General features: G+C 68.1%; 23 protein-coding genes and 1 tRNA gene. 8 read left to right on the forward strand and 16 right to left on the reverse strand.

The genetic code is table 11. From position 1 onward, the window contains the following. The first annotated feature begins 105 nt into the window (after window positions 1–105). A tRNA-Arg gene (locus ABIC28_RS23625) sits at window positions 106–179 on the forward strand. Window positions 180–215: 36 nt separating this feature from the next. Here ABIC28_RS23625 and ABIC28_RS23630 read toward each other — a convergent pair. Continuing rightward, window positions 216–1,643: a DUF2252 domain-containing protein gene (locus ABIC28_RS23630; RefSeq protein WP_209926842.1), complete on the reverse strand. Its 1,428-nt coding sequence runs from the start codon at window positions 1,641–1,643 to the stop codon at window positions 216–218. Between the two features lie 121 nt (window positions 1,644–1,764). Further along, the gene (locus tag ABIC28_RS23635) at window positions 1,765–2,289 is read right to left on the reverse strand and encodes a DUF1269 domain-containing protein (RefSeq protein WP_245220984.1); all 525 of its coding nucleotides are present in this window, start codon (window positions 2,287–2,289) and stop codon (window positions 1,765–1,767) included. 481 nt (window positions 2,290–2,770) lie between these two features. On the opposite strand from ABIC28_RS23635, the gene ABIC28_RS23640 reads away from it, so the two are divergent. From ABIC28_RS23640 to ABIC28_RS23650, 3 genes are all read left to right on the forward strand, one after another. After that, the gene (locus tag ABIC28_RS23640; RefSeq protein WP_169310513.1) at window positions 2,771–2,908 is read left to right on the forward strand and encodes a hypothetical protein; all 138 of its coding nucleotides are present in this window, start codon (window positions 2,771–2,773) and stop codon (window positions 2,906–2,908) included. A 314-nt stretch (window positions 2,909–3,222) separates the two neighbouring features. Beyond that, on the forward strand, window positions 3,223–3,615 hold the full coding sequence (locus tag ABIC28_RS23645; protein ID WP_097211459.1) for a hypothetical protein: 393 nt from the start codon (window positions 3,223–3,225) through the stop codon (window positions 3,613–3,615). 183 nt (window positions 3,616–3,798) lie between these two features. Further along, the gene (locus ABIC28_RS23650) at window positions 3,799–4,935 is read left to right on the forward strand and encodes a N(5)-(carboxyethyl)ornithine synthase (protein WP_209926845.1); all 1,137 of its coding nucleotides are present in this window, start codon (window positions 3,799–3,801) and stop codon (window positions 4,933–4,935) included. A gap of 60 nt (window positions 4,936–4,995) precedes the next feature. Here the strand turns inward: ABIC28_RS23650 and ABIC28_RS23655 are convergent, their stop codons facing one another. The 4 genes from ABIC28_RS23655 to ABIC28_RS23670 form a co-directional block, all read right to left on the reverse strand. Beyond that, window positions 4,996–5,166: a hypothetical protein gene (locus tag ABIC28_RS23655; protein ID WP_179800520.1), complete on the reverse strand. Its 171-nt coding sequence runs from the start codon at window positions 5,164–5,166 to the stop codon at window positions 4,996–4,998. A gap of 113 nt (window positions 5,167–5,279) precedes the next feature. Further along, window positions 5,280–5,531, reverse strand: a complete 252-nt coding sequence (locus ABIC28_RS23660) for a hypothetical protein (protein ID WP_077043777.1) — start codon at window positions 5,529–5,531, stop codon at window positions 5,280–5,282. A 14-nt stretch (window positions 5,532–5,545) separates the two neighbouring features. After that, window positions 5,546–6,718: a fatty acid desaturase family protein gene (locus tag ABIC28_RS23665; protein ID WP_354581145.1), complete on the reverse strand. Its 1,173-nt coding sequence runs from the start codon at window positions 6,716–6,718 to the stop codon at window positions 5,546–5,548. 25 nt (window positions 6,719–6,743) lie between these two features. Continuing rightward, window positions 6,744–7,799, reverse strand: a complete 1,056-nt coding sequence (locus tag ABIC28_RS23670; protein ID WP_218840967.1) for a ferredoxin reductase — start codon at window positions 7,797–7,799, stop codon at window positions 6,744–6,746. Window positions 7,800–7,991: 192 nt separating this feature from the next. Here ABIC28_RS23670 and ABIC28_RS23675 point away from each other — a divergent pair, with 192 nt between their 5' ends. The 3 genes from ABIC28_RS23675 (at window position 7,992) to ABIC28_RS23685 (ending at window position 10,740) form a co-directional block, all read left to right on the forward strand. Then, window positions 7,992–8,609, forward strand: a complete 618-nt coding sequence (locus ABIC28_RS23675) for a TetR family transcriptional regulator (protein WP_097211462.1) — start codon at window positions 7,992–7,994, stop codon at window positions 8,607–8,609. A 47-nt stretch (window positions 8,610–8,656) separates the two neighbouring features. Further along, window positions 8,657–9,583 (forward strand): LysR family transcriptional regulator, encoded by a 927-nt coding sequence (locus tag ABIC28_RS23680; RefSeq protein ID WP_354581148.1) that lies wholly within the window; start codon window positions 8,657–8,659, stop codon window positions 9,581–9,583. Between the two features lie 116 nt (window positions 9,584–9,699). Continuing rightward, window positions 9,700–10,740, forward strand: a complete 1,041-nt coding sequence (locus tag ABIC28_RS23685; RefSeq protein WP_097211464.1) for an FUSC family protein — start codon at window positions 9,700–9,702, stop codon at window positions 10,738–10,740. On the opposite strand, the gene ABIC28_RS23690 is transcribed toward ABIC28_RS23685, so the two are convergent. The 9 genes from ABIC28_RS23690 to ABIC28_RS23730 form a co-directional block, all read right to left on the reverse strand. Beyond that, complete coding sequence (locus ABIC28_RS23690) at window positions 10,715–11,431, reverse strand: HNH endonuclease family protein (protein WP_245220985.1); 717 nt, start codon at window positions 11,429–11,431, stop codon at window positions 10,715–10,717. The two genes, ABIC28_RS23685 and ABIC28_RS23690, sit on opposite strands and share 26 nt — an antisense overlap. A 137-nt stretch (window positions 11,432–11,568) precedes the next feature. Then, window positions 11,569–12,135, reverse strand: a complete 567-nt coding sequence (locus ABIC28_RS23695) for a hypothetical protein (protein ID WP_097211465.1) — start codon at window positions 12,133–12,135, stop codon at window positions 11,569–11,571. Window positions 12,136–12,448: 313 nt separating this feature from the next. Beyond that, window positions 12,449–13,132: a response regulator gene (locus ABIC28_RS23700; RefSeq protein ID WP_097211466.1), complete on the reverse strand. Its 684-nt coding sequence runs from the start codon at window positions 13,130–13,132 to the stop codon at window positions 12,449–12,451. Next, a complete protein-coding gene (locus ABIC28_RS23705; RefSeq protein WP_097211467.1) occupies window positions 13,129–15,681 on the reverse strand; it encodes a sensor histidine kinase in 2,553 nt (850 codons plus the stop codon). Before ABIC28_RS23705 ends, ABIC28_RS23700 begins: the two co-directional genes overlap by 4 nt. Window positions 15,682–15,691: 10 nt before the next feature. Continuing rightward, window positions 15,692–16,627 carry a potassium-transporting ATPase subunit C gene (locus ABIC28_RS23710; RefSeq protein WP_097211468.1) on the reverse strand — a complete coding sequence of 312 codons (936 nt, stop codon included), beginning with the start codon at window positions 16,625–16,627 and terminating at the stop codon, window positions 15,692–15,694. A 1-nt stretch (window position 16,628) separates the two neighbouring features. Beyond that, window positions 16,629–18,776: a potassium-transporting ATPase subunit KdpB gene (kdpB, locus tag ABIC28_RS23715; protein WP_097211469.1), complete on the reverse strand. Its 2,148-nt coding sequence runs from the start codon at window positions 18,774–18,776 to the stop codon at window positions 16,629–16,631. After that, complete coding sequence (gene kdpA, locus ABIC28_RS23720) at window positions 18,776–20,446, reverse strand: potassium-transporting ATPase subunit KdpA (RefSeq protein WP_097211470.1); 1,671 nt, start codon at window positions 20,444–20,446, stop codon at window positions 18,776–18,778. Before kdpA ends, kdpB begins: the two co-directional genes overlap by 1 nt. After that, on the reverse strand, window positions 20,446–20,535 hold the full coding sequence (gene kdpF, locus ABIC28_RS23725) for a K(+)-transporting ATPase subunit F (protein WP_099459046.1): 90 nt from the start codon (window positions 20,533–20,535) through the stop codon (window positions 20,446–20,448). The genes kdpA and kdpF overlap by 1 nt, the downstream gene beginning before the upstream one ends. Window positions 20,536–21,195: 660 nt before the next feature. Further along, complete coding sequence (locus ABIC28_RS23730) at window positions 21,196–22,740, reverse strand: Na+/H+ antiporter (RefSeq protein WP_097211472.1); 1,545 nt, start codon at window positions 22,738–22,740, stop codon at window positions 21,196–21,198. Between the two features lie 194 nt (window positions 22,741–22,934). On the opposite strand from ABIC28_RS23730, the gene ABIC28_RS23735 reads away from it, so the two are divergent. After that, window positions 22,935–23,729 carry a TetR/AcrR family transcriptional regulator gene (locus tag ABIC28_RS23735; protein WP_354581154.1) on the forward strand — a complete coding sequence of 265 codons (795 nt, stop codon included), beginning with the start codon at window positions 22,935–22,937 and terminating at the stop codon, window positions 23,727–23,729. Here ABIC28_RS23735 and ABIC28_RS23740 read toward each other — a convergent pair. Beyond that, window positions 23,711–24,694: an endonuclease/exonuclease/phosphatase family protein gene (locus tag ABIC28_RS23740; protein ID WP_354581156.1), complete on the reverse strand. Its 984-nt coding sequence runs from the start codon at window positions 24,692–24,694 to the stop codon at window positions 23,711–23,713. The genes ABIC28_RS23735 and ABIC28_RS23740 overlap by 19 nt on opposite strands. Window positions 24,695–24,742: the final 48 nt, after the last annotated feature.

Raw genomic sequence — 24,742 nt, forward strand, 5'->3', positions numbered from 1 at the left:
GCGCGCGCCTGTCGGGTTCGTCCAGGTTCGCCGACCCGTAAGCGAACCTATCGAATATTGGTCATGGTTACCGGTAGACTCCGGACCCGATCCTTCGCGGATCACGCCTCCGTAGCTCAGTTGGATAGAGCAAGAGCCTTCTAATCTCTAGGTCGCAGGTTCGATTCCTGCCGGGGGCGCTCACGTGTGCAGAGAAGCGGCGCTCCGGCCGCGGTTCACTCCCGGTGCGCGGCGATCCGCCCGTCGGCGATCGCATCGAGCAGCGCGGCGTGGTCGCGGGCGTTCTGGTCGGCGTAGGCCTCGGCGAATTCCGTCAGCGCCTTGTCGAAGTCGTCGTCCGAACCGAGGTACCCGGCGATGGCGAACCGGTCGCCCGCGCGGGCATGCGCGAACGCGAGAACGCGGGCGCAGAGCCGGCCGTAGAGGGCCATCAGGTCGGCGGACATGGTCTCGATGACCGCTGAGCCCTTGCCGTCGCGCAGTTGCCGGACGTAATAGTCCCGGACGGTCCCGTTCACGTCGGGCCCCTGCTGCCAGCCCAGGAGGATGTCGCTGGCGCTCTGGATCACCCGCTGTCCGGACACGACGCGTTCGCCCTGGTTCGCATAGGACGGACCCTCCAGGTATCTGGAAAGCACCGACGGCGCCGCCTCCTTGGCCTGCAGGAACAGCGGGTCGCCGCCGGGGCCGACGAGGAGGATGATCCAGGCCCGGGTGCCGACGCTGCCGACGCCGACGACCTTTCGTGCGGTCTGGACGTATTCGAATCGGTCGAACAGGACACGTCGGGCGGGTTCGAGGGTGTCGCGATACTCGCGTAGTCGCTGGATCATCTCGCGGTCGATCCGCTCGGCTTCGGTGTCGCTGAGGATTTCCTCGATGGGGACGATCAGCGGCGGTGCGCTCACGATCCGCGGTTGCCCGTTTTCCGTCGTGGTCAGTTTGGACAGCGCCTGCATGCTGTCGCGGCCCCAGGATTTACGGATCGTCTTCCGGACACGCTTACGGGTCGAGGAGTCCAGGACCTCGCGGAGCTCGTCCAGTTGGGCGGTCGCGTCGATGTGGGCGTAGCAGACCGCCAGCTCGCCGCGATTGGCCTGGTAGGTCATCGTTTCGCGGTACTCGGCCGCGCACGCGCGGGCGATACGTTTGCGCTGTTTGCCGGTGAACCCGTTGTCGCGACCGGCGACGGCGAGGCTCGCGACGAGCCTCTTGAGATCCCATTCGAATGGTCCGGGATAGGTTTCGTCGAAGTCGTTGAGGTCGAAGGCGAGTTCGCGTTCCGGTGTCGCGAAGAGTCCGAAGTTGCTCAGGTGGGCGTCCCCGCAGAGCTGGGTGTACAGACCCGTCGTCGGGGCGTGTGCGAGGTCGTGGGCCATCACCAGCGCGGCGCCTCGGTAGAACGCGAACGGCGAGTCGGCCATCCGCCCGTACCGGATGGGGAGGAGCTCCTGGACCCGGGTGGAGGCCTGGGACTCGAGCAGGCCGATCGCGTCACGGTCGGCGGTCGGACCGTGTTCGGCGATGGCGCCGAACGGGATCCGGCGCCGAACCTTTTCCCCGTGTTCGAAGCTGGCCGCCCGGGTCGGGCGGCCGACCGCACCGGCGGGTCGCAGGTCGGAGAGAGTGTCCAGTTCTGTCATGGTGTGCTCCCTTGAATGGCTGTCGTCCGCGGGTGTGGCCTGGGTTGCAGCCTGCGCGGCCACGGCGGCGGGCGCCTCCCCCGATGAGGGTGATCTGCCCGACCGCCGGACCGTGAAGTTCTCAGCTCTTGGTCGCCTCGTCGATCTCCTTGCTGACCTGCTCGGCGTCCGCCTCGAGCTGCTTCTTCGTCACCTTGGCTGCTCGTTTGAGCGCCTTCTCGACCCGCGCCTCGACATCCGTCGCCGCGATGACGATCAGCCCGCTGTCCCCCTCGTCGAGCAGCTCACCCACCTCCTTGAGGTCGGAGCGGCTCATCCCGGCCGCGACGTGCCCGCCGAGCGCCCCGAGACCGGCGCCGCCTGCGCCGCCGAGCAACAGCCCTGCCCCGAGCCCGACGGCGGGGAACAGGGCCACCAGCGCTCCCCCGACCAGGCCGATGCCGAGTCCTCCCCAGGCACCCTGCCGGGTCGGCTGCTCATGCTTCTTGACGATCTTGACCTTGCCCTTGTCCGTCCGGGTGATGACGGCCGCGTCGTAGGTGTCGACCAGGTGGAGCTCGACGTAGAGGTCGTGGATGGCGTCGTAGTCGGCGATCGCGGCATCCTCCGAGTCGTAGACCGCCGCGAGCAGAGCGAATGTATCCATGGCCATGGGTTCCTCCAGAGGGTTGTGTCCGGCAATGGGTCGTCGTCCGGCTTCCAGCCTCGCCACCCGCGGCGCGGGTGGCATCCCCCAAAACGGGTGACCACGAAGCGTGGCGTCCCGCCGCCGACGCAAACGGCCAAAATCGGTGGCGAATTCCTGCAACATTGAACCAAGACCCGGCGATATACAGGGTTGAGGTGAGTCCCCATGACGGACAGTTATGCCGCACGGCGCGCCGAAGCGGGTGGTGGACCAGACCGCGGGCATTTCGCGGTGGCCACCTGCCGCTCGCCACCGCCGCTGCGCACGCGCGTTCCCTGATCGCGCCCAAGGATTCCGGATCGCCCCGCGCGGTCGACGGAAGTCAGATAGGCGTTGCCGTCCTCACGAGCGGTGGGCGGGAATTGCTCGACTGGTGCGCCTCGCGTTCAGTTGCGACCACACCGCTCACCCGTGAAATACCCATGAAGGTGGCAAGAAGATGGACCTCGAAATGCTCGAGAAGCTGATCGATCTCATGAGCAAAGTGATGGACATGATGGGCGGCATGCAGGGCGGCGGAGGCGGAGGCGCCGGGCCCCTGGGCAGCCTCGGCGGGGGCGGCAGCCTCGGGTCGTGATCGAGCGCCCATGAAGGAAAGGCTCTCGGCCCACTCGGCCGGGGGCCTTTTCTCGTCACAGTTGCCTGGTGACCGCGGACGGGGGTCGCGATCTCTTCTGTTCCAGTCGTGGACAGGCGATCACCGCGCTAGTGTTTTTACCTGACTCTTGGCGACTCCGTGGAGGTGCGCTATGGAAGTGGCCGCACCATACGGCGCGATCCGAGCTCTCATTCCTGCGCGAAGTCCGTCGCCCCCAGCCGCCGACACGACCTGCCGACTCTACGGCGACTGAATTGGATCATGGCCATCCAAACCAGTATTGGAGTCCTGCAATGAATCCGACCAAATCTCTTGCCGCGTCTGCGCTCATCGTCGTCGCCCTCGGCGCCGGAGCGGGAACCGCCTACGCCCAGCCCGCGGTGGCCCCGCCCCCGGGCGCCGAAGCCGTCTCTGACGCGATCTGGCCCGACAATCCCACCAAGCAGTCCGCCTTCGATGCATTCGCCACCGAGGTCGCCGTCGGTTGGGGGAACGGCGGCGCACAGGGCGCACTGATCGGGCTGGGCGTCGGTGCGGGCGTCGGGTGCCTGTCGATCTTCCCCAACTTCATCGCCGGGTGCATCGTGGGCGGCGTGATCGGCGCCGGCGTCGGCGCCGTCAACGGGATCAAGGATTCCAATCCGAAGGTGATGCCGGCCTTCGACAAGCTCCTGGCGACCCCCTGAGATCGGGGCGCGGCGATTCGCGGTGCCGATCCGGCACCGCGGGGTCTTGCCCATCTGTGCCGGACGACGCGCAAGGTGCCCTAGACTCCGATCGGACGCCATCGCACAATCGTTCGAAGTCACGCCGCCCGTGGCCCACGGCCTGCAATAGGCAGGCATCACCAGTTAAGGGCGCACTTGAACATGCTCCGTCTCGGAATCACGTCGAACTCACACAAGGAAAACGAGCACCGGCTCCCGATCCACCCCCTGCACCTCGAGCGAATCGACGCGGGGCTCCGCGAGCACATCTACCTCGAGCGCGGGTACGGCGCGCACTTCGGGATCCCTGATGAACAGCTGGCCCCGCTCGTCGCGGGCCTGCTGTCGCGGGAGCAGCTCATCGCGACCTGTGACGTCGTCCTGATCGCCAAGCCACTCGCGGAGGATCTCGCGCAGCTGCGGGAGGGCCAGGTGCTGTGGGGCTGGCCGCACTGCGTCCAGGACGCGGCGGTCACCCAGCTCGCCATCGACCGGCGGCTGACCCTTATCGCCTTCGAGGCTATGAACCACTGGACGGCCGACGGTTCGCTCAGCCTGCACGTCTTCCACAAGAACAACGAGCTGGCCGGCTACTGCTCGGTGCTCCACGCCATGCAGATCGCCGGATCGACCGGCGACTACGGTCGCCGCCTGCGGGCCGCAGTTATCGGCTTCGGCGCGACCGCCAGGGGCGCGGTCACCGCGCTGAGCGCGCACGGCGTCCACGACGTCGAGGTGCTCACCGTCCGCGGGATCAGCGCGGTCGGCGCGCCCATCCACTCCGCCCGGATGGTGCAGTTCGATCACGACGACGCCGACCCGCGCCGCAGCCACGCCCACACCGAACGCGGTCGCGTGCCGGTGGCCGGATTCCTCGCCGAGCACGACATCATCGTCAACTGCGTCTTGCAGGACACCGACGCGCCGCTGACCTTCCTCGCCGACGAGGACCTCGATTCACTCGCACCGGGCACGCTGATCGTCGACGTATCCTGCGACGAGGGAATGGGATTCAGCTGGGCGCGGCCGACGTCGTTCGAGGAGCCCACCTTCGAGGTCGGCAACAACGTCGTCTACTACGGCGTGGACCACAGCCCGTCCTACCTGTGGAACTCCGCCACCTGGGAGATCAGCGAAGCGCTACTCCCCTATCTCGCGACCGTGCTCGGCGGGCCCGCGGCCTGGGATGCCGACACGACCATCCGGCGGTCCATCGAGATCCGTGACGGGATCGTCCAGAATCCCAGCATCCTGTCATTCCAGGAGCGCTCACCGGATTATCCGCACGTCCGGCTCTGACGACGACGTGGTCCGCGCCGACGGCAGTCGGCGCGGACCCGCGCTCCCAATCGGCGCGTCCTACTTCGTCGCGCCCTTGCGCACCACCGTGAGCTTGTGCAGCCGCGAGGAGATCCGCTTCTCGTCGCTGCCCCGCAGCAGGGCGATTCCGGAGCGGATCTCCTCCACCGCCCAGGTGCCGGCAGTATCCGAAATATGCACCAGGTCGCCGACCTGAACTGCCTCACTCATCGCCGTTCTCCGCATCCACTACTCCAGGCGGGCACGTGGAACCGTCCCGCCGATCATCATCAGCTGGGTCAATTATCACGCGCCGGGCGCGGGGTGTCGCAGACGGGCGGCGACTACTTGTCGGCGGGGCCCTCGCCGCCGTCCGTCTCGCCCTCCACGACGTCCGGTTCCTCATCGGCGGCGTCCGCCTGCGCCCGCTTCGACGCCTCGCGCATCTCGATGCCGTCGGTGATCCAGTCGCCGATCTCGCGGGTCACGTCCCGGACCGCGCCCGCGATGATCATCGCGATCTTGCCGACGTGCGTGGCCCCGGACTCCGTCAGCTCCTGCACGGTGTCCTTGCGTCGCTCGAACTTGCTCACCATGGACGCGTCACCTCTCACGCTGTGGCCTTCTGACGTTCGACGATAACACCGGGAGCGGACTCGGAGCCGGTCAGGAACGGCGGCAACGCGAGCTTGAAGATCTTGCCCCACACCGATCCGATCTGCTTGAAGAAGCCGCCGGTGTTGTACGGCAGACCGTGCTTCTCGCACAGCGCCCGCACGTGCGGCGCCATCTCGGGATAACGGTGCGCCGGGATGTCGGGGAACAGGTGGTGCTCGATCTGGTGCGAGAGGTTGCCGGACATGATGTGGAACAGCGGGCTGCCCTCGATGTTCGCGCTGCCGAGCATCTGGCGCACGTACCACTGCCCCTGCGTCTCCTCCGCGGTCTCCTCCTCACTGAAGGTCTGCACTCCCGTCGGGAAGTGCCCGCAGAAGATGATCGAGTAGGTCCACAGGTTGCGGACCAGGTTGGCGCCGGCGTTGCCGAGCAGGGTGGTCACGAACAGCGGGCCGGTCAGTGCCGGGAACACGATGTAGTCCTTGAGGACCTGGCGACCGGCCTTGCGCCACATGCCCTGCAACAGCGGCTTGACGTCGTGCCACTTGCGCTTGCCCTTGACGATGTTCTCGGTCTCGAGGTCGTGCAGCATCACGCCCCACTCGAAGAAGACCATGAGCGCGAACGCGTAGACCGGGTTGCCCAGGTAGTACGGATTCCACTTCTGGGCCTCGTCCATCCGCAGGATGCCGTAGCCGATGTCGCGGTCGCGGCCGACGATGTTGGTGTAGGTGTGGTGCATGTAGTTGTGCGAGTGCCGCCACTGGTCCGCGGGGCACACCGTGTCCCATTCGAAGACCCGCGAGTTCAGGCCCGGTTCACGCATCCAGTCGTACTGGCCGTGCATGACGTTGTGGCCGATCTCCATGTTGTCGAGGATCTTCGAGATGCCGAGGGCACCGGCGGCGGCGAGCCAGAACGGCGGCAGGAACCCGAGGTACATCAGGCCGCGGCCGGCGACCTCGAATCCACGCTGGGCCTTGATGATCTTGTAGATGTACTCACGGTCCTGCTCGCCGAGATCGGCGACGATCCGGGCGCGCAGCTCGTCGAGTTCGCGTCCGATCTCCTCGACCTGCTCGTAGCTGAGCACGATCGGGGCGGTGGTCTCTTCGTTCTTCGCGCCGCCGAGGAACGGCAGCGTCGGGATGGACAGTCCGAGCATGGGAGTTCTCCTTGGTCGAAGGTGATCAGATGTCGACGGAGACGTCGCCGACGGCCGCCGAGATGCACAGCTGGATCGGCTGGTCGGGGTCGGAGTCGGTCTCGCCGGTACGCAGGTTCCTGGTGCAGCCGGAGGTCTTGACCGCGGTGCAGGAGAAGCAGATCCCCATCCGGCACCCGTACTCGGGAGACAGACCGGCGGCCTCCGCCTGTTCGAGCAGGCTCGCGCCCGAGTTCTGGGCGGTCACCCCGGACGAGCTGAATGTGAGCAGGCCGGTGGCGTCCTCGTCGGCGGCGACCGGGGCGGTGAACTCCTCGGTGTGCAGCCGCTCGACCAGCCCGATCCGGACGTAGTGCTCGCGGACCCCCCGCATCAGCCCTGGCGGGCCGCACAGGTACGTCTGGGCCTCGCCATGCCAGGGCGCCGCGGCCTCGAGGTGCTCGCGACCGAAGAAGCCGTGCAGGTCGCCGCCCTCCGACTGGCCGGTGTAGGCCAACACCACCCGCACGTTGTCGCGACCCGCCACCAGCTGGGCCAGCTCGTCGCGGTGGGCAACGTCCCGCTCGGCGTCGGCGTAGTGCAGGAAGGTGATCTCGCCGTCGTGCCCCTCGTCCAGGAGTGTGCGCAGCATCGACAGCACCGGCGTGATGCCGCTGCCACCGCTGATGAGCAGGATCTTGTCGGGCCTGCGAGCGGGCATCCGGAAAACCCCGTCGGCCTGCGACAGGCTCACCACCAGCCCGGGGTGGGCGTTGGCGTGCAGGTACTGCGACACCAGGCCCTGTGGGTGCGCCTTGACGGTGAGCTCGATGCGGCCGTCCGAACGGTGCTGCGAGCAGGCGGGCGAATAGCACCGCGTGTGCCGGACACCGTCGATCACGACCCCGATCTGGACGAACTGACCGGCCTCGAAGCCCCGCCACTGCCGGGTGGGGCGCAGCGTGAGGGTGACGGTGTCGGCGGTCGTTCGGCGCACCTCGGTGACCTCGGCCCGCAGGTCGCGCACGGTCGCCATCGGGTTCACGAGCTCGAGGTAGCGGTCGATCTGGTGCGGGGTCGCCATCGCCTCGAAGAGCGACATCAGCGAGAGCCGGCGGATTCCGGTTCGGGTCTGCAAGGTCACCACGGCCTCCTGTTTGAGAGTTTCAGTGAACACTCGTACACAAACAAGTGTGTCAGGAAGTACCAGGTAGGTGTCAACCCCAAGGGCAATGTGACGCCGATTACAGACCGGTCGTACACAGAACAAGTGAACACACATACACTGATTGCCGTGACCGAACCGGAGAGCAGGGCCGAACGCAAGGAGCGCACAAGGACGGCGCTTCTCGACGGAGCGCTCGAGCTGCTGGAGGACCGCAGTTTCGCGAACCTGAGCCTGCGCGAGGTCGCGCGGTCGGCCGGGATCGTCCCGACCGCGTTCTATCGACACTTCGCCTCGATGGACGACCTCGGCGTCGCCCTGGTCGAGGACAGCATGCGAATGCTGCGCCGGATGCTGCGCGAGGCCCGCCGCGGCCCGAGCGCCAAGGACGCGGGGGCGTCGCTGGAGATCCTGCTGCGGCAGGTACACGCGCACGAGGGCCAGTTCCGGTTCCTCAGCCGCGAACGCTACGGCGGGGTCGCCGAGGTGCGCCGGGCCATAGCCTCCGAATTACGTTTGTTCGCAAGCGAACTCACCATCGACCTGTCCCGGGTTCCTGGCCTGTCTGAGTGGGAGGTCGAGGACCTCGAGATGGCCGCTGATCTGATCGTCAACACGATGATGTCCACCGTCGTCAACGTCCTCGAGGTCGATCAGCGCGACGAGCGCGAGGTGATCGCGCGCGCCGAGCGCCAGCTGCGCCTCATCATGATCGGGATGGGCGGCTGGCGGTCCGGGCCGCGGTAGACACTTCCGACCAGTCATTTCGGCACCGGGGCGTGGCCGAATAGGCCATGCAGTTCCGCCAGCTCGAGTACTTCGTTGCGCTCGCCCGGGAGCGACACTTCGCTCGCGCCGCGAGCGCCTGCTTCGTATCCCAGCCGGCGCTGTCGGAGGCGATCCGCAAGCTCGAGCACGAACTGAAGGTTCCGCTGGTCCGACGCGGGCGCGCCTTCGAGGGCCTCACACCCGAGGGCGAACGGCTGGTGCCGTGGGCCCGACGCATCCTGGCCGACCACGATCTGCTCAAACAGGAGGTCGCGGCGCTGCAGACCGACCTCACCGGCGAGCTGCGGCTCGGGGTGATCCCGGCGGCGTCGACCACCGTCGCACTGCTCACCGATCCGTTCTGCGCGGAGCACCCACTCGTCCGCGTCCAGGTCGAGTCGAGCCTGCGGTCGGCCGAGATCATCGAGCGAATCCGCCGATTCGAACTGGACGCCGGGATCGTCTATCCGGACGGTCAGGACACCGCCGACCTTCTCGTCACCCCGCTGTACGAGGAGAGGCACGTACTCGTCGTCGGCAGTGAACTGCTCACCGGCCGATCGGACACCATCGGTTGGCCGGACGCGCTGGAACTACCGATGTGCCTGCTGAACAAGGGCATGCACGGCCGCCAGCTCATCGACGATGCGCTGGCCGCGCTCGATCTGGCCGCGACTCCGCAGCTCGAAACCGACTCCGCCCTGACGCTTCTCGCCCACGTCGGCAGCGGCCGTTGGGCGAGCATCATCCCGCAGACCTGGCTCCGTAGCCTGGCCCCGGCCGCGGGCACGCGCGTGCTGCAACCGGACGGCCCGTCGGTCACCGCCCGGGTGGCGCTCGTCATCGCCGCGGCCGCGCCCGGCTCGGTACTGACCCGCGCCCTGATCCGGACCGCGCAGGCCGCCGGCATCGATGCCGCGCTGCGGGCGCCGTCCGAGCCTGCGGCCGACTGACACCCTCCGCTCGATCGGCCGCGCCTATCGAACGTTCGGAAACATGTCTTGGACATCCGCGGCGCTGCACCCTGAGACTGAGATCCATTCCCACGGACGACGATCGGAGTACCCCCTTGCGCGCGGCACCGGCACGTCGACTGCTCAGCGTCGTCCGCGTCGAGAACGACCACCTGCACGCCGGCCGGGTCGCGATCGGACTGATCGTTCCCGGGCTAGTACTGGTGCTCCTCGGCCGCCCCGACCTGATCATCTATGCCGTCTTCGGATCGTTCACCGGCATGTACGGCCGGTCCGAATGGCACCGCGAGCGACTCCGGCATCAGGTGCAGGCGAGTGCGGTACTGCTGACCGGCATCGGCATCGGCCTTCTGCTGTCCGGCCTCCACGCCCGACCGTGGGTCCTGGTGGTCACCGCGGTCGGGTTCAGCGCCATGGGATCACTGGTGACGGACCGGCTCGGTCTCCGACCCGCGGGCCCGTTCTTCGGGATCTTCGCGCTCGGCGCCGTCGCCGCCGTCCCTGCCGGCCACATCGCACCCTGTGCGGCACTGTCGATCTGCGCCGCGACGGCACTGCTCTGCATCGCCGTCGGCCAATCCGGTTCGATCCGAGCCCCGGCATTCCGGCTCGAGACGTCCGTTCGGCGGATGAGCCAGGACGTGGACCTGCGGGCCTCCGAAGCGATGGTCCAAGCCTCGCGCTATGCGTTGGCCCTATCCCTCGCAGGCGCGGCGGGGCTACTCCTCGGGATCGGTCACCTCAACTGGGCCCTGGCGGGCGCCGCCGTTCCTTTGGCGGCCACCGACGCGCGCAGCCGCGTCTATCGCGGCATCCACCGCGTGCTGGGCACGGTCGCCGGACTCGGCGTCGCCGCCGCGCTGCTCCTACCGGACCTGCCTGCGACCGTGCTCGCCATCCTCGTGATCGCCCTGATGTTTCCGACCGAGCTGTTCATGACACGCAACTACGGCCTGGCCATCGGGTTCTTCACACCGTTGATCATGCTGATGACCGAACTGGCCGACCCGACCGAGCCGTGGGCGCTCCTCGAAGCCCGGGTGATCGCCACCCTCGTCGGAGTCGCCGCTGGCGTCGCGGTCGCGGTCGTCACCCACCGACCTCCGGTCACTAGCAGGACGAGAGCACTCGCGTGATCGCGTCCTTCTCCGCCTGGGTGACCCACAGCCGGTAGGCGGCCTTGACCTCGACCTGCTTCGAGACGTAGGTGCACCGGTACGGCTTCGCCGGCGGCAGCCACGTCGCCGCGTCGCCGTCCGACTTCTGCGCGTTCGTCGGGCCGTCGACCGCGAGCAGGTTCCGCGGATCGTTGGCGAAGTCCCGACGGGTCGGCTCGTCCAATTGCTGCGCGCCCTTCTGCCAGGCGTCGCTGAGCGCGACCACGTGGTCGATCTGGACCGCGCTGGAGGTGCCCGAACCGCGGGTGAACGCGATCGACTTGCCGGTGTACGGATCGTGCAGGGTGCCGGTGAGCACGATGCAGTTCCTGGTCCCCGGCTTGACCGTCGTGTCGACGAGGTCGCGGGCGAGGATGTCGTTGCGGGTGTCGCAGCCGTTCCTGCCGCCCGCGACGGTGACGTCGTCGGTCCAGGACGGTCCGAACTGATCGCGCGAGTATCCCGTCTTGGGTGCCCGGCCCTTGACCGGGATCGTCTCGAGCGTGGCGAGGGTGGCGGCCACCCCGTCGGCCTGGGCGCTACCGGAGTCGCCCGCGCTCCCGGTCGGCATCGCCTCCGCCGCTGGAGCAGCGCAGCCGGTCAGGGCCAGTGCTGCCACCGCGGTGGCGATCAGGAAGAGACGCGGACGGGCGGCCGAACGAAAACGCAAGGGGGAACTCCTGTTCGAGATGTGAGCGGGCCGCCCAGTATGGCGCACAAAGGGGTCGGTCCCCGCGCGACGCGCGGGGACCGACCCCTTTGTTGACCCACATCACGGACCCGGTGCGGTCCCGATGCGCATCGCGGCTAGCGATGATCCCGGACGATCGGTCCGGACTGGTCGCGATGGTCGCGGACGATCGGTCCGGATCCATCGGAAGGCCCGACGATCACGCCACCGGGCGGGTTCGGGTCGACCCCGTCCCCCCGATGATCACGAACGACGGGATCGGACACCGGGCCAACGGGTCCCGGTTCGACCGGGTCCACCACCGGACCGGGATCCACCGGCCCTGCAGGCGGCGGGACCACCGGATCGGCCACGGGTCCGCCGGGCTTCGGGCCGGCCGGGCCGCCCGGGTTCTGACCCGCCGGTCCGACCGGATCGGTACCCACGGGCCCGCTCAGACCCGGGACCGTCGCCGCGTCGACCGGTGCCACGACGGCCCCCTGTCCCACACCGCCACCCGTGGCGCGGCTCGTATCCGAGCCCGGTACGACCGCACCCCCCGGCCCGACCGGGGCGTTCACGCTCGTCGCCGTTCCCGGATCGGTGTGCGATGCGATCGACACGGCACCGACCCCGGCGAGGGCGATGGCGGCGGCCGCCGCGGCTGAGGCGATGATGGTGCGGGTCATGGTGGTCTGGCGCATGGGATGTCGCTCCGTTCGGTTCGGTATCGGGTTCGAATTCAAGAGTCGCCCGCCGCGCCGTCTTCCGAAACACACCCAAGGGTGAGCAATCCGCTCCCCCTGCTCCCCCGTCCGGGCCCGCCACAGCACCCATGCCTGGATGCCGAGCACAACGGCGCCGATCAGTCCCACGATGTCCGGCCCGGTCGCACTACCTGTCCGCGGCCAAGCAGACACTCAAGGTCCCCGAACAGCGCTACCTCGAATCCTGTGCTGCCCAACCGGCAACGCGCACGGCAGGCGACGCACAGTGACCTGATCGGGCACCCCCGGATCATGGCTCGAAGCGGTAGCCCATGCCGGGTGCGGTGATGAGGTAGCGGGGCCGCGACGGGTTGGGTTCGAGCTTGCGCCGCAGCGACGACAGGTAGATCCGCAGGTAGTGCCTGTCGGCGGTGTGGCCGGGTCCCCACACCGCGGTCAGGAGTTGCTCTCCGCCGACGAGGATTCCGGGATTGCGCAGGAGTGGTTCGAGAATTCCCCACTCGATCGGTGTGAGGTGCACCCTCTCGTCGTGGGGGCCGGTGACCACCTTGCGGGCGAGGTCCACGCGCAGGTCGCCGACCTCGACGACAGCGGGCCGGGCGTCATCGGCGGCTCGGCGCAGTACGGCGCGGACGTGGGCGAGCAACTCGTCGATGCCGAACGGTCCGGTGATGTAGTCATCGGCACCCGCGTCGAGGGCCGCTACTTCGTCGTGGCATCGGGAGTGGCCGCCCACCACGATGATCGGCATGCGGGTCCGCTCACGCAGCCTCGCGATCAACTCGCTGCCGTCGCCGCCCGAGAGGTCCAGGTCGATGTCGAGAATGACCAGGTCGGGATGCCAGGTGGTGGCCTGTACCAGGGCCTGCGAGGCATCGGGGGTGGTGCACACGTCATAGTGCCGCGTCCTGAGTATGAATCCGAGTGCCTGCAGGAGTTGCGGCTCGGTCTCAACGAGCAGGATGCGAGTCATGCGGGGTCCCTCGGGCGGTCCCTCGTCACGGTCTCCTCCGCCGGCAGGGTGATGATCATCGTGACACCGCCACCGGGCGTGTCCGTGGGCACGATGGAGCCGCCCATCGCTTCGGCGAGGCTCTCGGCCACGGCAAGCCCGAGATCGACCCGGCGATCGTTCTCGCCGTCCGGCTCGGGCGCCGGTAGGCCGAGCGGATCCCGGTCGGCGTCGACGGGGAGGTCCGGGCCGTGGTCGATGACTCGCAATTCGACGATGTCGCCGAACACGCTTGCCGCGACCAGGACGTCCTCACCCGGTGGGGTGCGGTGCAGGGCGTGCGCGATCAGGTCGACGAGCACTCGCTCGAGTAGCCCGGGGTCGGCGAGCACGGCAGGCAGTTCTTCGGCGATCTGCACCCGGATTCGATCGGCGCCCGCGCCGATGGCGTCGAAGACCCGTGGAATGGCGTCGTCGAGCGCGACCGGTTGAACCGCCGTACCCAGCCCCCCGGCTCGCGGACGACCCATCTCGACCAGCGTGGCGGAAAGATGATCGAGCCGTTTCAGCGAGACGGCCGCAGTCGCGAGGAGCTCGTCCCGGTCCGCCGCGGTCCGGTTGCCGTCGGCGTGTCGGAGGCGTTCGATGGCCGAGGTGGCGGAGGCCGACGAGGTGCGCAGGTCGTGACCGACGGCCTCGAGGAGCGCGGTGCGCATTCGATCGGCCTCGGCCAGGGGCCGGGCATGTTCCGCCTCGTCCGCGAGCCGCTGCTGGCGCAACGCCACCGCCGCCTGGGCTGCGAAGGCCTCGAGGACCTGTCGGTCGGCGGCAGGCAGCGTCCGCCCACGCAGCGCAAGGGAGAGGTCGTCGTCGACGGCAACGACCATGTCGCCGTCGTCGGGGCTGAGGCAGGGCTCACCCCCGACCGTGGCAGCCACCCGCCACCGCGCCGGTTCCTGCTGGCGGGCCGGCGTCAGTGGGGTGTCGGGTGGACGCTCGAGCAGGGTGACCGATGTCAGCGCGTAGGTTTCGCGCAGACGATCGAGAATCGCGGACAGCGCCTTCTCACCGCGCAGCACGCTGCCCGACAGGTTCGCCAGGACGGCCGCGTTGGCACTCGCCTGCGCCGCGTCGCGGGTACGGCGGGCGGCCAGGTCCACCACCGCGCTGACCGCGATCGCGATCACGACATAGGCGATCAGCGCGAGCGCATTCTGTGCCTCGGCGATGGTGAACTCGTAGATCGGCGGGGTGAAGTAATAGTTGAGCAGCGCGGAGCCGAGAAGTGCGGCGACCAGCGCCGGCCACAGCCCGCCCACCAGCGCCACCCCCACGACGCCGAGCAGGAACAGCAGGATGTCGCTCGGCAGCGACAGGTGCCCCCGCAGGTTCGCCAGCACGACCGCCAGCAACGGCATCCCGACGACGGCGAGAACGAACCCGGCCACCCGCCGCAGCCGGGTCAGCGCCGACAACCGTTGGGCACGGCCTTGTTTCGTCGCCTCGTGCGTGACCATGTGCACGTCGATGCTGCCCGACAGCGCCGTCACTTCCACCCCGACCCCGCGGGAGAATATCTGGGCGAGCCGCCCCCGTCGGGACGCGCCCAGCACCAGCTGGGTCGCGTTGACGCCGCGAGCGAACTCGAGCAGCGCATCAGGGACGTTGTCCCCCACCACATGGTGGAAGGTGCCCCCGAGACTCTCCACCAGTGCCCGCTGCCGGGCCAGGTGGGCGGGGTTGGCGCCTGCCAGACCGTCACTGGGGGTGATGTGGATCGCGAACAGGTCGGCACCCTTGGATCGATCAGCGATCCGCGCGGCCCGGCGGATGAGGGTCTCCCCCTCTGGGCCTCCGGTCAGTCCCACGACGACACGTTCACGGGCCTCCCATGTGCCGGTGATGTGGTGGTCGGCCCGGTAGCGATCGAGTTGGTCGTCGACCTTGTCTGCGAGCCAGAGCATCGCCAGTTCGCGCAGCGCGGTCAGGTTGCCGACCCGGAAGTAATTCGAGAGCGCGGCACCCACCCTCTCCGGTGGATAGACGTTGCCGTGGGCCATCCTGCGTCGCAGCGCCTCGGGGGCCATGTCCACGAGTTCGACCTGGTCGGCGCGGCGGACAACCTCATCGGGGACGGTTTCACGCTGCGGGATGCCGGTGATCTGTTCGACGACGTCGTTGAGGGACTCGAGATGCTGGATGTTGACGGTCGAGACGACGTCGATGCCGGCGTCGAGGAGATCCTCTATGTCCTGCCACCGCTTGTCGTGACTGGATCCCGGAACGTTGGTGTGGGCGAGCTCGTCGACGAGGGCCACTCGCGGTGTTCGTGCGATCACCGCCTCGGTGTCCATCTCGGTGAACGTGGCACCGCGGTAGGTCATGGCCTTGGTGGGGACGACCTCGAGATCGTCGACCATTTCCAGCGTGCGTGGGCGGCCATGGCAGGCGACATACCCGATGACGACGTCGGTACCACGGTCGCGGCGTCGGCGCCCCTCACCGAGCATGGCGTAGGTCTTCCCGACCCCGGGGGCAGCGCCGAGGTAGATACGCAATGTGCCCCGCATGCGAGCCTGCCTACCTCGGAACCGGGTACTCGGCGTCGAGTGCGAGGTTCAGCTCGAGCACGTTGACGCGCGGTTCTCCGAGGAATCCCAACCCGCGCCCGTCCCCGTGGTCGTCGATCACCGACCGGACCTGGTCGACGGAGATCCCACGGGTCCTGGCCACCCGCGCCGCCTGCAGATCCGCGTAGGCCGGTGAGATGTGCGGATCCAGTCCGCTACCACTGGCGGTGACCGCGTCCGCCGGGACCACCGGTGTCGCCGGGGCGTCACCGCGGATCGGCACGATCTGACCGATCGAATAGTCCTCACCGAACTCGGCACATTCGACCCTGACACCGTCGTACGCCCCGATAAACGGAGTGACCGGTGTCGACTTGTCCGTCGAGCATTGCTCATTGACGCTGACCACCCGTGTGGGGTGCACGACGTTGCCGCCCTGGTCCCGTGGACCGATCACCGACAACACCGCGCCGACACCACCTGGGGTGCAGAACGGACGGGACCCGTCGACACCCTCCAGTTCACCGACCGAGCGGCTTCGTGAGCACACCAGGGTGAGCAGTCCGGCTTTGAACCCGGCGTCCTCCGGCGTCGCACCCTGTGCGATCAGGGCCGGATCCGGCAGTATGTCCCGGACGCTCTCGGGCCCGAGGTTGCTCGCGCCGGTAGCGGTCGGGTCGTAGCCGTCACCCGCGGCGGACGGGCGGGGTTGGACATATTGCGGCAGCGGGTTCCCGTCGGAATCGGTGAAGGATTGCCCGATCAGGGCGCTGCCCACAGCCTGGCCGTTGACCTGGATGATCGATCCTTCCGCGTTGTCATGCAGGCCGGGAAGGGACGCCACCACCCAGACCACGAGCGGGTAGGCGATGCCGGTGATGACGGTGAGCACGACCAGGGCGCGCAGCGCGGCCAGGTGCTGCCGGATCCACGAAGAGGTTTGCATGTCAGGACATCCCGGGGAGGAACTGAACGATCAGGTCGAGGAGCTTGATCCCAACGAACGGTGCGATGATGCCGCCGAGTCCGTAGACGTAGAGGTTGCGGCTGAGCAGTTTCGACGCGCTGCTCGGCCGGTACTTCACCCCGCGCAGCGCCAGCGGTATCAACGCGACGATCACGAGCGCGTTGAAGATCACCGCAGACAGGATCGCGGACTCCGGGCTGTGCAGGCGCATGACGTTGAGCAGATCCAGTCCGGGGAACAGTGCCACGAACATCGCGGGGACGATGGCGAAGTACTTGGCGATGTCATTGGCGATCGAGAAGGTCGTGAGCGCGCCGCGGGTGATGAGCAGTTGCTTGCCGATCTCCACGATCTCGATGAGCTTGGTCGGGTCGGAATCGAGGTCGACCATGTTGCCGGCCTCCTTCGCCGCCGAGGTGCCGGTGTTCATCGCGACCCCGACGTCGGCCTGCGCGAGCGCGGGGGCATCGTTGGTGCCGTCGCCGGTCATCGCGACGAGCTTGCCGCCCTCCTGTTCCCGCCTGATCAGCGCCAGTTTGTCCTCGGGTGTCGCCTCGGCGAGGAAGTCGTCCACGCCGGCCTCGTCCGCGATCGCCTTGGCCGTCAACGGGTTGTCGCCGGTGATCATCACGGTGCGGATCCCCATCCGGCGCATCTCGTCGAAGCGTTCCCGCATGCCCTGTTTGACGACGTCCTTGAGGTGGATGACACCGAGTACCGCGGCCCGCCCGTCGGCGACCTCGCCGACCACCAGCGGGGTGCCGCCGGAGGCGGAGATGCCGTCGACGAGCTGCCCGAGCTGCGGGGAAACCTCGCCGCCCTGCCTGCGGACCCAGTCCGCGACCGCGGTGGCGGCCCCCTTGCGGAGCATGTGGCCGTCGAGGTCGACACCCGACATGCGGGTCTGCGCGGTGAAGGCCACCCAGCTCGCCTGTGAGAGCTCCCCCGGGGTGCGTTCGCGCAGACCGTAGGCCGCCTTCGCGTACACCACGATCGAGCGCCCCTCCGGGGTCTCGTCGGCGAGGCTGGAGAGCTGCGCCGCATCTGCCAGCTGATCCTCGGAAATCCCCGCGACAGGGAGGAATCTCGATGCCTGCCGGTTACCCAGGGTGATCGTGCCGGTCTTGTCGAGCAGCAGCGTGTTCACGTCGCCTGCCGCCTCGACCGCACGCCCGGACATCGCCAGCACGTTGCGCTGCACCAGGCGGTCCATCCCGGCGATGCCGATGGCCGAGAGCAGCGCCCCGATAGTGGTCGGGATGAGACACACCAGCAACGACACCATGACGATGCCGGTTACACCGTGAACGTCCAACGCCGCCGTGTCGGGAACGCCGGGGTTGTTCGCCTTCGAATAGATCGCCAGCGGCTGCAGGGTGGCGACCGCGAACACGAAGATGATCGTCAGCGCGGCGAGCAGGATGTTGAGGGCGATCTCGTTCGGCGTCTTCTGCCGGTTCGCGCCCTCGACCAGCGCGATCATCCGGTCGATGAAGCTCTCGCCCGGTTTCTGCGTGATCTTCACGACGATCCGGTCGGAGAGCACCCGGGTGCCGCCGGTGACCGCGGACCGGTCGCCGCCCGACTCGCGGATCACCGGCGCGGATTCGCCGGTGATCGCGGACTCGTCCACGGAGGCAATGCCTTCGACGACGTCTCCATCGCCAGGGATGGTCTGGCCTGCCTCCACGACGACGTAGTCGCCTTGCTGCAGTTGCGGCGCTCCGATCTGCTCCTCAGTGCCGACGACGCCCGGCGCCCAACCGTTGATCCGGCGCGCGATCATGTCGGTCTTGGCCCTGCGGAGGGTTTCGGCCTGGGCCTTGCCGCGGCCCTCGGCGACTGCCTCGGCGAGGTTGGCGAAGATCACTGTCAGCCAGAGCCAGAACACGATCGCCCAGGCGAACCACGAGGGATCCGTGACGGCAAGCACGGTGCTCCAGATCGCGCCGACCCAGACGATGAACATCACCGGGTTGCGCCACAGGGTGCGGGGGTCGAGCTTGCGCACGGCGTCGGGCAGCGATCTGATCAGCATCTTCGGATCGAGAAGCCCGCCCGCCACGCGCCCGACCTGTGTCGGCGGCGGTGACGCCCCTCCAGGCGGTGCCATGGTCGTATCGGACATCAGTGCATTCCTTCCGCCAGCGGTCCGAGCGCAAGCGCCGGGAAGAAGGTCAGCGTCACGAGGATGACGGTGACCCCGGCGACCATGCCGACGAACTGCGGCCGGTGGGTGGGCAGTGTCCCGATCGACGCCGGGGTGGTGCCCTGCGAGGCCAGCGCACCGGCGAGGGCGAGGACGAAGATCATCGGCAGGAACCGACCGAACAGCATGGCCAGCCCCAGCGCCGTGTTGTACCAGGTGGTGTTCACGGACAGGCCGGCGAACGCGGAGCCGTTGTTGTTGGCCGCAGAGGTGAAGGCGTAGAGGACCTCGGAAAGTCCGTGCGGGCCGGTGTTCAGCATCGCGGCTCGTTGTGCGGGCAGTGCCGTCGCCACGGCGGTGCCGACCAACACGACCAAGGGTGTGATCAGGAAATATGAAGCGGCCAGCTTGATTTCGCGGGGGGTGATCTTCTTTCCCAGGTATTCGGGTGTCCGGCCGACCATCAGCCCGGCCACGAACACGGTGATCACCGCGAGCACGAGCATCCCGTACAGACCGGACCCGACGCCGCCGGGGGCGACCTCGCCGAGCTGCATGTTGAACAGCGTCATCAGGCCGCCGAGGCTGGTGTACGAATCGTGGAAGGAGTCGACCGCACCGGTCGAGGTCAAGGTGGTGGCGTCGGCGAAGGTGGCCGAGTTCGTCACGCCGAACCGCCCTTCCACCCCTTCCATCGATGCGCCGATCGCGGTCGGCACCGTGCCGTGGTGTTGCAGTTGGAAGACGCTCATCAATGTCACGCTGACCACGGCGAGTGTCGCCATGACTGCGGCGATCGCATAGCCCTGCTTCGTGCTGCCGACCATCCGTCCGAACGTGCGCGGCAGGGAGAAGCTGATCATCAGCAGAAGAAAGATCTCGACCCAGTTCGTCCACGTGGTGGGGTTCTCGAACGGATGCGAGGAGTTGGCGTTGTAGAAGCCGCCGCCGTTCGTGCCGAGTTCCTTGATCGCTTCTTGGCTGGCGACCGGGCCGCCGGTGATGGTTTGCCGCGTCCCGGCGAGAGTGTCGACGATCTGAGTGTGCAGGTGGAAGTTCTGAATCACCCCGCCGGCGATCAAGACGATCGCGGCGACGAAGGCGATCGGAAGCAGGATTCGGATCGTGCCTCGCACCAGGTCCACCCAGAAGTTGCCGAGATTGCCGGTCCGGGTGCGGGCGAAGCCGCGCACCAAGGCCATCGCCACACTCATCCCCACCGCGGCCGATACGAAGTTCTGTACGCCGAGACCTGCCATCTGCACCAGGTACCCCATGGTGGATTCACCGGAGTACGCCTGCCAGTTGGTGTTCGTCACGAAGCTGGCCGCGGTGTTCCAGGCAAGCGCCGGGGTCATCGGCGTGGCCGGATCGGACAGGTGCAGTGGCAGATGCTGTTGCAGCAGTTGGAAGCCGAACAGAAAGAGGATGCTCACCGCGGAGAACGCCAACACGCTCCGTGCGTAGGCGGGCCACGCCTGCTCTCCATCGGGGTCGGCGCCGATCATCCGGTAGATCGCCCGCTCCACGCGTGAGTGTGTGGTGCGGCTGTAGACGCGATACATGTAGTCGCCCAACGGCTTGTGCACCAGGACGAGTGCGAGCACGAGAGTGCCGGTGAACACGATCCCCGCGGTCGCGGTATTCACTAGAATCTCTCCGGGAACAGCAGGGCCGCGATCAGGAAGACGGCCAGCAGCACGACCAGAATCAGGCCGACGGCGTTGTCGACGTTCACAACCGCTCCACGGCCTTTTGGATCAACCCGAGCACGGCGAAGACCGCCACAGTCAGCACGATGAACGCGAGAACCATCATCTTTACGTTCCTTTTGCCGAACGCCTGTCGAGATTCGTGCCGGTACCGACCGCGGCTTCGAAAAGTAGGGTCGACAAATCGATCGGCCGAATCCCCAGCATCAAGGTGGGACGGTCCACCGGACCACCCGCACGTTTCTGTGTCAGTCAACACCCGTCAGCGCCGGATTCGACATTCCTTACGGATTCATAGCGCCCACGACATGGACATTGACGAGGCGTTGACACCACGACCTCTCCTGGCCGGCCGTGGCCCGGCCACTTCACGCGGTGTGCACGTATAGATCTCGCGAAGAATGTGTCGGCAGCCTTCTCGCCGAACCGCCGTGGGTCGACGCTGGTCTTGCACGGTATCGAGATATGAATAGGAAAGAAGCCTCGTCGTGGGTGATCAACTCATCACCATCCTGCTCCTGGGTTCGTTCCTCGGCGCTGCCCTGACGATCCGCCATCTCAACCATGGCGGTCCCACCCCAGCTGGCGTGAACCCGGTGCCCCGGTGACCCGGCGGAATCGCCACGGGTTCTTCACCCCAGGTGCGATTCCGCACGTGGCCCATCGACCGTGTCGTGCTCGTGCCGTCAGCGGTCGCCGAGGGCTGCGTCCTCCCGGTCGAGGTCGCGTTGCAGGCTCTTGCGGGTGGTTTCACTGATCTGGTGCTCGTCATATAGGCGGCGCAGTTCGACGTTCTGGACGGCGATCACCTCGTGCCGCAGTTCGCGATATGCGGCGTCGAGGGTGCTGCCGTCGGGGCTGTCGGTGGTGTGGTCCAGCCGGGCACCGAGGCCGCGCCGCACGCGGTCGATAACAGGCTCTGGCTGGGTCTCCAGGTCGGCGAGGCGGTCGACGAAGGCAAGGGCGGCGCGATCGAGGATGTCGCGGGCCTCGACCTCCTCGCGGGCGGTGTGCTCTGGCTCCAGGGCCAGGCCGGAGCGGTTGACCACCCGAGCCAGGCTCAGCCCCTGTACGACAAGGGTGAAAACGACGACGGCTGTGGTGAGCACGAGGGCAAGGGGCCGCCCGGGCAGGAGCTCACCGCTGGTGGTTGTCAGCGGGATGGACAGGGCGGCGGCCAGGGGCATCACGCCGCGGGTGCCTGCCCAGGTCACTACGGCGGCCATACGCCACGAGGATTGACCGCCGGTGGACTTCGTGACAATGGACAACGGCACCATCCACAGCACCCGGACACCGATCAGGACGGCCGCGAGGACCAGTGCCTGCAGCGGCCACCGGCCGGTGCCACTGGGCAGGTCCCGCACGAGCGTGGGCAGTGCCAGGCCGACGAGGCTGAAGACCACACTCTCCAGCAGGAAGACCACGACCGCGTAGACAGCCTGGATCTGGAGACGGATCTGGGCGTCGCTGAAGCGATGGCTGGAGCGGCCGAGCAGGACTCCCGCGACGACCACCGAGGTGACGCCTGAGGTGTGTGCGAATTCCGCGAGCACGAACGCGGTGTAAGGGGTGACCAGGGCGATCACGGTCTCGAGGACCGGGTCCGTGGTACGCCTGTGGATCAGGGCGACCACCCCCGCGACGGCGGCGCCGATGAGGCTGCCGCCGCCCGCGAGCACCACGAACTCCCAGCCGGCCGCCGGCCAGCTCACCGCGCCCGCCGCCACCGCGATGCCGACGGCCACCTTGAACAGCACGAGCGAGGTGGCGTCGTTGAACAGGCTCTCCGCCTGCACGAGGACTTGCACGCGCCCTGGCAGGGCCAGGCGCCGACCGAGCGCGGTGACCGCCACCGGATCGGTACTCGCCAAGACCGAACCCAGTACGAACGCCATCGCCGGAGACAGGCCCGTCACCGCCACCGCGGCATAGCCCACCGCCGCCGCCGAGGCCAGGACGAGGCCGAAGGCGAGGATTGTCACCGGCCGCCACACCGTCCGCAGATCCCGCAGCGACAGTTCCTCGGCGGCCGCGTACAGCAGCGGTGGAAGCACCACCAGCGCGATGATCTGCGGCGGGATCCGCAGCGCGGGCGCCCCCGGTATCAGGGCCACCGCGAGACCGGCGAGCACCAGCAACGATGGGGCGGGGATACGCCAGCGCCGAGCGAAGGTGGCCACTGCCGTGGCCAGTACCACCAGGAACAGGACGGTTGCCACTTCGCGCATTTGCGATGCCCCTGATCACGAGAGACGGGGTCCCTGCCGCCGATCGCTGCAGTCCAGCACCCGCGCCGACCAGGCTTCCCGACACACCAAGGTTGATTTTATCGGAGCCTTGACGGGCAAGGACATCGATCGCGCTCAACCGTGGCGCCGTATGGCTCGAGGGGTTCCATGACGGGCGGGAGGAGAATGTCCCCGTGACGTCAAAAAGGGAGGTCCCCTCCGATCCGGCCCGCACCCTCGGACTGCTGTGGGGGCTGCATGGGAAGGCCGGGCGCAAGGGCCTGACGGTCGAGGCGATCGTGGCCGCGGGCATCGAACTCGCGGACGCCGAGGGCCTGGACGGTGTCTCGATGAGGCGCGTCGCCGACCGGCTCGGTTCCGGTGCCATGTCGCTGTACACGCACGTCCCTGGCAAGGACGACCTGGTCGACCTGATGCACGACAGCGTGCTCGGCGGCCTCTACGCGGATCTCGACGAACCCGCCCAGGCACCGGGCGGCTGGCGCGGCGGCCTCGCGTTCATCGCCGCCCGCAACTGGGACCTCTACCAGCGCCACCCCTGGATGTTCCAGCTCGTCGGGATGCGTCCCGTCCTCGGCCCGAACACCGTTCGCAAATACGAGGCCGAACTGCGACCGCTGGACGGAATCGGTCTCTCCGACGTCGAGATGGACTCGGTCCTGACGCTGGTGTTGACCCATGTGGTCGGGACCGCCCGCCTGCTCGTCAGCGTCGGCGCGACCGCCGAGAAATCCGGGCTGACCGACGCGCAGTGGTGGGACCTCGTCTCGCCGACCCTAGAACGACTGATGGATCCCGCCGAATTCCCGGTGTCCGGGCGGGTGGGCGAGGCGGCAGGGACCGAGTTCGAGTCCACCGGCGACCCGGTACACGCGCTCCGATTCGGGCTCGACCGCATCCTCGACGGCGTCGCGGTCCTGATCAACGAACGGACGCCGTCGGACCAGGGTCAGTCGGAACCGGAGTAGTCGTCGGGGGCGTTCAGGTCGATCTCCGCGACCACGCCGCGGTGATCCGAACCCGGCAGGTCCACCGCCTCCGCGTTCACCGCAGCCGCCCCGGAGACCAGGATGTGATCGATCCCCAGCACCGGGGGCCACCAGCGGTCGGCCGGATAGGTGCGCAGCACACCGGCACCGGACTGCTCCGCCGCGTCGCTGTACCCGTCGCCGATCAGGGCCCGGAACTGCGCGTGATCGTAGGTCGCGTTGAGATCGGCGCCCATGATCACCGGCTCGCCGCGCCCGCGGAGGCCCTGCAGGATGTCGCGCACCTGGCCAATCTCCTGGGACCACGTCGTCGTCTGCGGGCGGGGCCAGGGTGGCAGCGGGTGTGCCGCGACCACCATGAAGGGCCGCTGCTCCGGTTTGTGCACCCGCACGGAGACCATGTTCAGCACGAAACCCATGTGCTCGGTCTGCTCGCTGATCGGGTGTCGGCTCCAGATCCCGGTCCCACCCCCGCCCCACTCCATCGGTCGCAGGTACCGGTACGGCAGCTCGGCGTCCAGACCGGCGGCACCGAGCTGCGGGATCGCGCCGTCGGTCAGCTCATTGACCGTCAACACATCGACGCCACGCGAGCGGACCTGCGCGACAAGGGCTTCCGGGTCACCCTTCCCGAAAAGGATGTTCGCCTGCATCACCGTCAGCTCCGGGTCACCGTCGGAGGCACGGTCGCCCAGGTAGAGCGGCAGCTGCGTCCACGCCGCGGCCGCCACCACCACCGCCGCGACCCCCGCCCCGCCCCATTGGCGCGTACAGGCCAGCGCCGCAAGGCCGACCACGCCGCACGCCATCAGGAACGGCGCGAACGACGCGAGCACGACGAGCACGGTGACCGTCGAGTCCAAGTAGTGCGCGAGGACACCCACCGCGGCCGCCAGCACCGCCGCCCACCCGAGGGTCGTCACCGTCCATCGAACCAACCGCATCGAATCCCCCTCGTGGTCGCGGCGCCGGATCGCCGCGAGCCCTCCACT

It is taken from the genome of Rhodococcus sp. PvR044, from assembly GCF_040548995.1.
In the GTDB taxonomy this organism is placed as follows: domain Bacteria; phylum Actinomycetota; class Actinomycetes; order Mycobacteriales; family Mycobacteriaceae; genus Rhodococcus_G; species Rhodococcus_G oryzae.